Origin of the sequence: Microcoleus sp. B4-C2 (assembly GCF_036705265.1) — a bacterium.
Taxonomy (GTDB): domain Bacteria; phylum Cyanobacteriota; class Cyanobacteriia; order Cyanobacteriales; family Microcoleaceae; genus Microcoleus.
On sequence record NZ_JAUBUB010000050.1, the window covers coordinates 40,915 to 46,942 of the forward strand.

Here is a 6,028-nt window from a genome sequence, read left to right on the forward strand (position 1 = left end):
GACACTCGATCGGATCTCGGCTTAATGTGCAGCTTGGCTGAGAATAGTAGAAGATGTGAAGTACGATTCCCGATCGGGATAGCTTCGCTTCACGCCAATTTACCAACATCTGCCGATCGAAGCCTATGGGTGACATTAACCGATGCTACGAAATCCTCGAAATTGAGCCTGGAACTTCCTTAGAAGAAATTAAGCGCGCTTACAGGGATTTAGCGTTTGTGTGGCATCCCGATCGGTTTGCCCACAATGACCGCCTGCAACAAAAAGCTCACCAAAGATTAACAGAAATTAATCAAGCTTACCAGCAGTTGGTGTTGTTTCTGAGTCAGCCTGAATCATCGAGGTCGATCGAACAACAGTTTCAGCAGCCACCGCCGCCTGCGCCGGAAAAGCCGCTGAGAAGGCGTTCTGGAAAATCAGCAGCCAGGCCTGGTTCCCAGCGCCGTCAAACCCGCCCAAAAGCCACCTCCAAAAAATTTCTCACTCAAAAAAACTCTTCAAGCAAGAAACGATTTACCACTCACAATCGTCAAGCGTGGCGGGGCACAAAGCAACCAGGGCGAAGCGTTGCGAGGAAAGCACGGCCATCTCAAAACTATCGAAAGCTTACCTCGAAAAGGAAAACAGAATTTTCAACTCAATACTCAAAACCGCGAAGCGCGCCGAGGGAAGTGCGGCCATCTCAACACTATTCAAGCTTCCCTTGGTGGCCGCTGGCAATCGCCGTGGCGAGTTACGCTTTGACCGGTTGGATTTTGACGGTATCAGCGGCCCCGCTGTGGATGTGGGCTTTAATCTGCGGTGCAGATTGGCTGTGGGCCGCGATTTTGCTGGCGGAGGGTTCAGCAACGCCTAAAGTGTGGCTGGCGGCGTTAGTTTTGGCTGGGGCGGTGGGGGGGTCGATCGCTGGTTTTCAGGCGGGAGGAAAGGTCACAGGGGCTGCTTGGGGCGCTGTTGGGGCTGGTTTGGGGGCGATCGCCAGTTTTGAGGCTGAGTCTAGGGTTGTGGCGGGAGTTTTGGCGGTGGCGGGAGTGGTGACAGTAGCGGGATTGATGGCGGGAACAGGTTCTGGGAATTGGGTTAAGGCGCTGGTGGCGGCCGTGTGTTGGGCGATTGTCGGCTTGACCTGCGGGTTGGCGACGGAAGTAGGTGTGCATTCTCGCGGCCCCGTCGGGTTCCGAGGTGCGATCGGGCTGGGGATTGGGGCGTGGGCGGGGGTTTTGGCTGGGGCGGGTTCGGGGGATCTCGTCGAAGCCTTGGCTACCGCCGGGTCTAAGAGTGTTTATGGGGCTTGGGCTGCGATCGGCATTATTGCTGGAGTTGTGGCGCGGATGGTAGCTGCAGAAAGGTTTAGCCACAACGGCAGCGGGCTTTATACGGTTATCCTGTTGGTGGCTACTTCCGGTTTCGGGCTGTGGCTGGGAAGTTGGTTGGGCGATCGTATCTTTTGAATTAATCATCACTCATCAGTCAATAGTCAGTTGTCAGTTGTCAACAGTCAACAGTCAACAATCATGAGGATTGCAACCGGAATCGATGTAAATCCCAGCACTTATCGCTTTTCAGCAGCGCTTCAAACTCAGCCATTGGTAAAGCGTGACTGAAAAAATGGCCTTGAATTTCATCGCATTCGTGATCGCACAAAAAATCAAGTTCCTGCTTATTTTCTACCCCCTCAGCCACCACCGTCATGTTCATGCAGTGTGCCATTTGAATAATCGCTACTGTAATGGCTGCATTTTGGCGATCGTCTGCAATATCGCGAATAAAACTCTTGTCAATTTTGATCGCATCAAACGGAAAGCGTTTTGGATAACTCAAAGAAGAATATCCAGTCCCAAAATCATCAATTGCTATCCTAATCCCCATATCTCTCCACACCGTAAAAGCTTTAGCGGCTGCAATTTCGTCTTGCAAAACAAGACTTTCCGTCAGTTCTAATTCCAAACACTTGGGATCGAGATCGGTTTCCGTTAATATCTCCCTGACTCTTTCCGTGAAATTTTTGCGCTCAAATTGACGGGCTGACACGTTAACTGCCACTCGCAGGGGCGGTAAACCTGCTCTTTGCCATGTTTTAGCTTGCCTGCAAGCAGTCTCTAATACCCATTCACCCAACGGTGCAATCAAGCCCATTTCTTCAGCCATTGGAATAAATTCCCCCGGGGAAACTCGCCCCCGTTCTGGATGATTCCAGCGCACCAAAGCTTCAGCACCAATAATTTTACCTGTTTTGATTTCTATTTGCGGCTGATAGTATACTTCAAATTCTGAGCTTTTTAAAGCATGGCGCAAGCAAGTTTCTTGAAGAAGTGTATTGATAAAAAAATTAGCATTTCTTGCCGTATAAAAATGATAAGTATTGCCGCCTTTCTGCTGAGATTGATACATTGCTATATAAGCATTTTTCAGCATTTCATCTCCGTCAGTGCCGTCTCCGGGATACAAGCAGATCCCCATACTAGCAGTGACATAGACTTCGCAATCTTGGACAATCATACCTTGGGATACAATATCTAAAATGTTTTGAGCAATCTTAGCCACATCCTGTTTTTCTGCCACTGGTTTAAGAATCAGCGCGAATTCTGCCGCTTCCAAACGAGCAACAATATGAATATTTTCCATGCAGTTAGTTAGCCGCTGGGCGAGGGTGCAAAGCACTGAGTCGCCGATATCGTGTCCCCAGGTACTGTTAATGCGGTTGATTTTATCTAAGCTAAGCGTGACAACTGGAACGACTCCTGACAATTCTTTTTGACCATCTAATACTTGACTTAACTTTTCTCGCAAAAATGAACGATTCGGCAGGTTGGTCAAGCTGTCATACTGATGTCGGTAGAGTGCCAGTTGAATAGTTGTGTGCAAGTTTTTTTCTTCAAATGGCTTGACAATATAGCCGAACGGTTTTGTACTATTGACTCGTCGTAAAGTAGTTTCATCGGCATAGGCTGTCAGATAAACTACCGGAATTTGAAAGCGCAAGCGAATTTCTTCGGCTGCTGTAATGCCGTCGATTTCTCCTTGCAGGTTAACATCCATTAAAACTAAATCCGGGCGCAACTTTGCTGCCGATTCAATTGCTTCTTCTCCCGAATAGACCATCCCAGTTATTCTATATCCTAAAGATATCAAACTGTCGGAAATGTCTTCTGCAATGATGCTCTCGTCTTCAACTATCAGAATTTTTTTGTTGGACACTAATTTTTCTCCTCAGAGTGCAATTTTGGTTGAGAAAAGGTTATTCTAAAAGTCGTGCCAGCAGTTTCTAACAGTTCTATTCCCCCCCGAATTTGCTTGACTAAAGACCCGACCAATCGCAAACCCAACGTTCGGGCTTTTCGATAATCTAAGTCTTGAGGAAAACCAATTCCGCTGTCGCTCACAGTTAGCACGCAAACTCTGTTATTATCTAAAGTGAAATCTATATTAATTTTACCTTTCACTTGTCCTTTAAAAGCATATTTTAGAGCATTTGTCACAAGCTCGTTGATAATTAATCCGCAAGGAACTGCCGTATCAATATTGAGAGAACACCGCGCAATATTTGTTTGCAACTTAACGCCTTCTGCATGAATTTCATAAGCTTGGAATAAATTGTGGGCGAGATTTTGGATGTATTCAGCAAAATCAATGTTTGACCAGTCTTTGGAGTGATATAATTGTTCGTGAACCAGAGCCATTGATCTGACTCGGTTTTGACTTTCTTTTAACATTTCACTAACGCGGCTGTCTTGAATGTAGCGAGACTGAAGTTTCAGCAGGCTAGAAATAACTTGGAGGTTGTTTTTGACGCGGTGGTGAATTTCTTGGAGAAGGACTTCTTTTTCGGCGAGGGAGGCTTTGATTTGATCCTCATCCCGTTTGCGATCTGTAATGTCGCGTACTACAGCTTGGAGAAATTTTTGTCCGTTAATTTCCATTGCGTTTAACAGAACTTCTGCAGAAAATTCTGAACCGTCGAGTCGTTGGTGTACCCAGTCAAATCGACAGCTACCTATGAGCATTGCTATGTTCATTTTCTGTGCAGCTAAACTGGCTGAATCTTGTCCGTTAGGCTGAAATGGCGGAGAAAATTCCCTCGGATGCTTGCCGTAAAATTCTTGTTTGTTGCTACAGCCAAATATTTTTAAGGTGGCGGGGTTGCAGTCAAAAAACTCATGTTCGTCAAGCAACATTACTGCGTCGCTGGTGGCTTCATAAAGGCTGCGAAATTTGTGTTCTGATTCTTGCAACGAGCAGATCAATTGGTTTTTGAGAGCTTCCGCACGCTTGCGATCGGTAATGTCTATTCCTACAGAAACTGCTGCGGTTCCCTGATGATATTTCTGAGCTACTATCAAATAGTTGCGGACGAAACCGTTAATTTCTATTTCTATTTCTTGGCAGGTTTGCTGAGATGAACTGTTAAAAAAAATTCGGATCAGTTCTCCGAAAGTCGAGCCTTTGTCGAGAAAGTTGATTTCTTGACCGACAAAGCTTTCAGGAGACAGGTTGAATGAGGTTGCTAAGTGCTGGTTGACTCCGATATACCGCAAATCGGAACTGATCCAAGAAATCAGTCCGGGTACGGCATCCAAAACGGCGCGAAGTTGGTCTGTAGCTTCTTTGAGTGCTTCTTCCGATCGCTTGCGATCGCTAATATCTGTCGCCGTTCCGCACAAGCCTAAAATAGCGCCGTTTTCAGCTTGGTTGACGATGCTGTTGACGCGCAGGTGGACGGGGGTACCGTCTTTGCGAAGGTGTACTGTTTCGTAAGGAGAATTAGCGCTTTGTGGCTGAATTTTGGTTCTCGCTAAAAGTTGGGCAAATATTTCTCTTGGTCTATTTTCTTGATCGGGAACTAAAAAATCGGTGAAGCGCCGTCCGATCATTTCTGGCGGTTCGTAACCGTAGATGCGTTTGGCGGCGGAATTGACAAAAGTCAAGAGGCCTTCAATATCGATCGACCAAATCAATTCTTGGGAGGTTTCTACGAGGTTGCGGTACTTTTTTTCGCTTTCGGCAAGTGCTGCATTGAAGACTGCCGTTTGCTGCTGAAGTCTGTCTTCTAATTCTTGATTGGCGGTTTCCAGAGTGGCGATGAACTGCTCGCGCTCGGTAATTTCAGTAGAAACACCGACGGCGCCGACAACTTCGCCGTTTCCATCTCGCAGGGCTGCCGATCGAATTTCGTGAATACAATGCCCCTGTCGGGCATTCCAATTGCGATCGTTTCCTGCTAATACCTCGGCAATATTTTCTAAGATATCTGGCTGGCTGCTGTAAACTTCAAAAATCGATCGCCCGACAGTTGCACCTGGTTTGAGTCCCAAATTTTCTAATCCTTTCCCTGCTGCCAGAGTTAACTTGCCTTCTCTGTCTGTTGCCCACAGGAAAATTGGGGCACAACTGACAGCGGCGTGAAGGGTTTCGTTGGCAAGTTTTAGCCGATCGATTTCTGCGTGAAGCCGATCGCGCGTGCTGTTTAATTCTACCGTTAGTCGATCGGCTTTTTGCTGCCAACTGGCAGCCGTATCGCACATTTCTACGAGATTGCGGGAACGACAGATGGATTGGTTGCAGTGTGACATGGTTACTCTAGGGCGCACTGTATATTTAACCCCAGCCTATCTTTTAAGCATAAACTTTTTAAGTCAAATATTACAATTAGCAGGAATACTCATCCAACCAAGATGCGATATATTAAAGCTAGTTTAAAGGATTCAGAAAATGCTCCTTGCTCAGGCTTTCTGGCAACAGTTCACAAATTGATAATAAGCTGAATAATGCCTGTAACTCAGTATTTTTACGGTAACTATTTGTAGTATTGCAAAAATAAATTCCGCAATTATCGGCTTGCACAATAACTCGGATTGTAAATTTATTATATTTGTTTGCGTAGATTCACGCACCGAGGAATCTGGAATCTGGAATTTGTAAATATAGCCAGCGCGCCCGACCGTTAGGACGCGCTTAGGATCGCGAATTAAATAACTTACAATTTTAATTGTTATTGTGGGATGGGCGTCCCGCCCGTCCTTTTTGGACG

3 protein-coding genes are annotated in these 6,028 nt (G+C 46.3%); 1 reads left to right on the plus strand and 2 read right to left on the minus strand.

The genetic code is table 11. The features are described 5' to 3' along the window. Nucleotides 1-125 precede the first annotated feature (125 nt). Entirely contained in the window at nucleotides 126-1,451 is a 1,326-nt protein-coding gene (locus QUB20_RS16035) for a J domain-containing protein (protein WP_333248017.1), read from the plus strand. 61 nt (nucleotides 1,452-1,512) lie between these two features. Here the strand turns inward: QUB20_RS16035 and QUB20_RS16040 are convergent, their stop codons facing one another. After that, on the minus strand, nucleotides 1,513-3,198 hold the full coding sequence (locus QUB20_RS16040; protein WP_333248019.1) for an EAL domain-containing protein: 1,686 nt from the start codon (nucleotides 3,196-3,198) through the stop codon (nucleotides 1,513-1,515). Then, nucleotides 3,198-5,570: a PAS domain S-box protein gene (locus tag QUB20_RS16045; protein WP_333248021.1), complete on the minus strand. Its 2,373-nt coding sequence runs from the start codon at nucleotides 5,568-5,570 to the stop codon at nucleotides 3,198-3,200. The genes QUB20_RS16040 and QUB20_RS16045 overlap by 1 nt, the downstream gene beginning before the upstream one ends. Nucleotides 5,571-6,028: the final 458 nt, after the last annotated feature.

What these genes read in the sequence shown, in the direction of transcription:
- QUB20_RS16035 (WP_333248017.1), top strand. Translation starts at nt 126, where the DNA reads ATGGGTGACATTAACCGATGCTACGAAATCCTCGAAATTGAGCCTGGA.
- QUB20_RS16045 (WP_333248021.1), bottom strand. Translation starts at nt 5,570, where the DNA reads ATGTCACACTGCAACCAATCCATCTGTCGTTCCCGCAATCTCGTAGAA.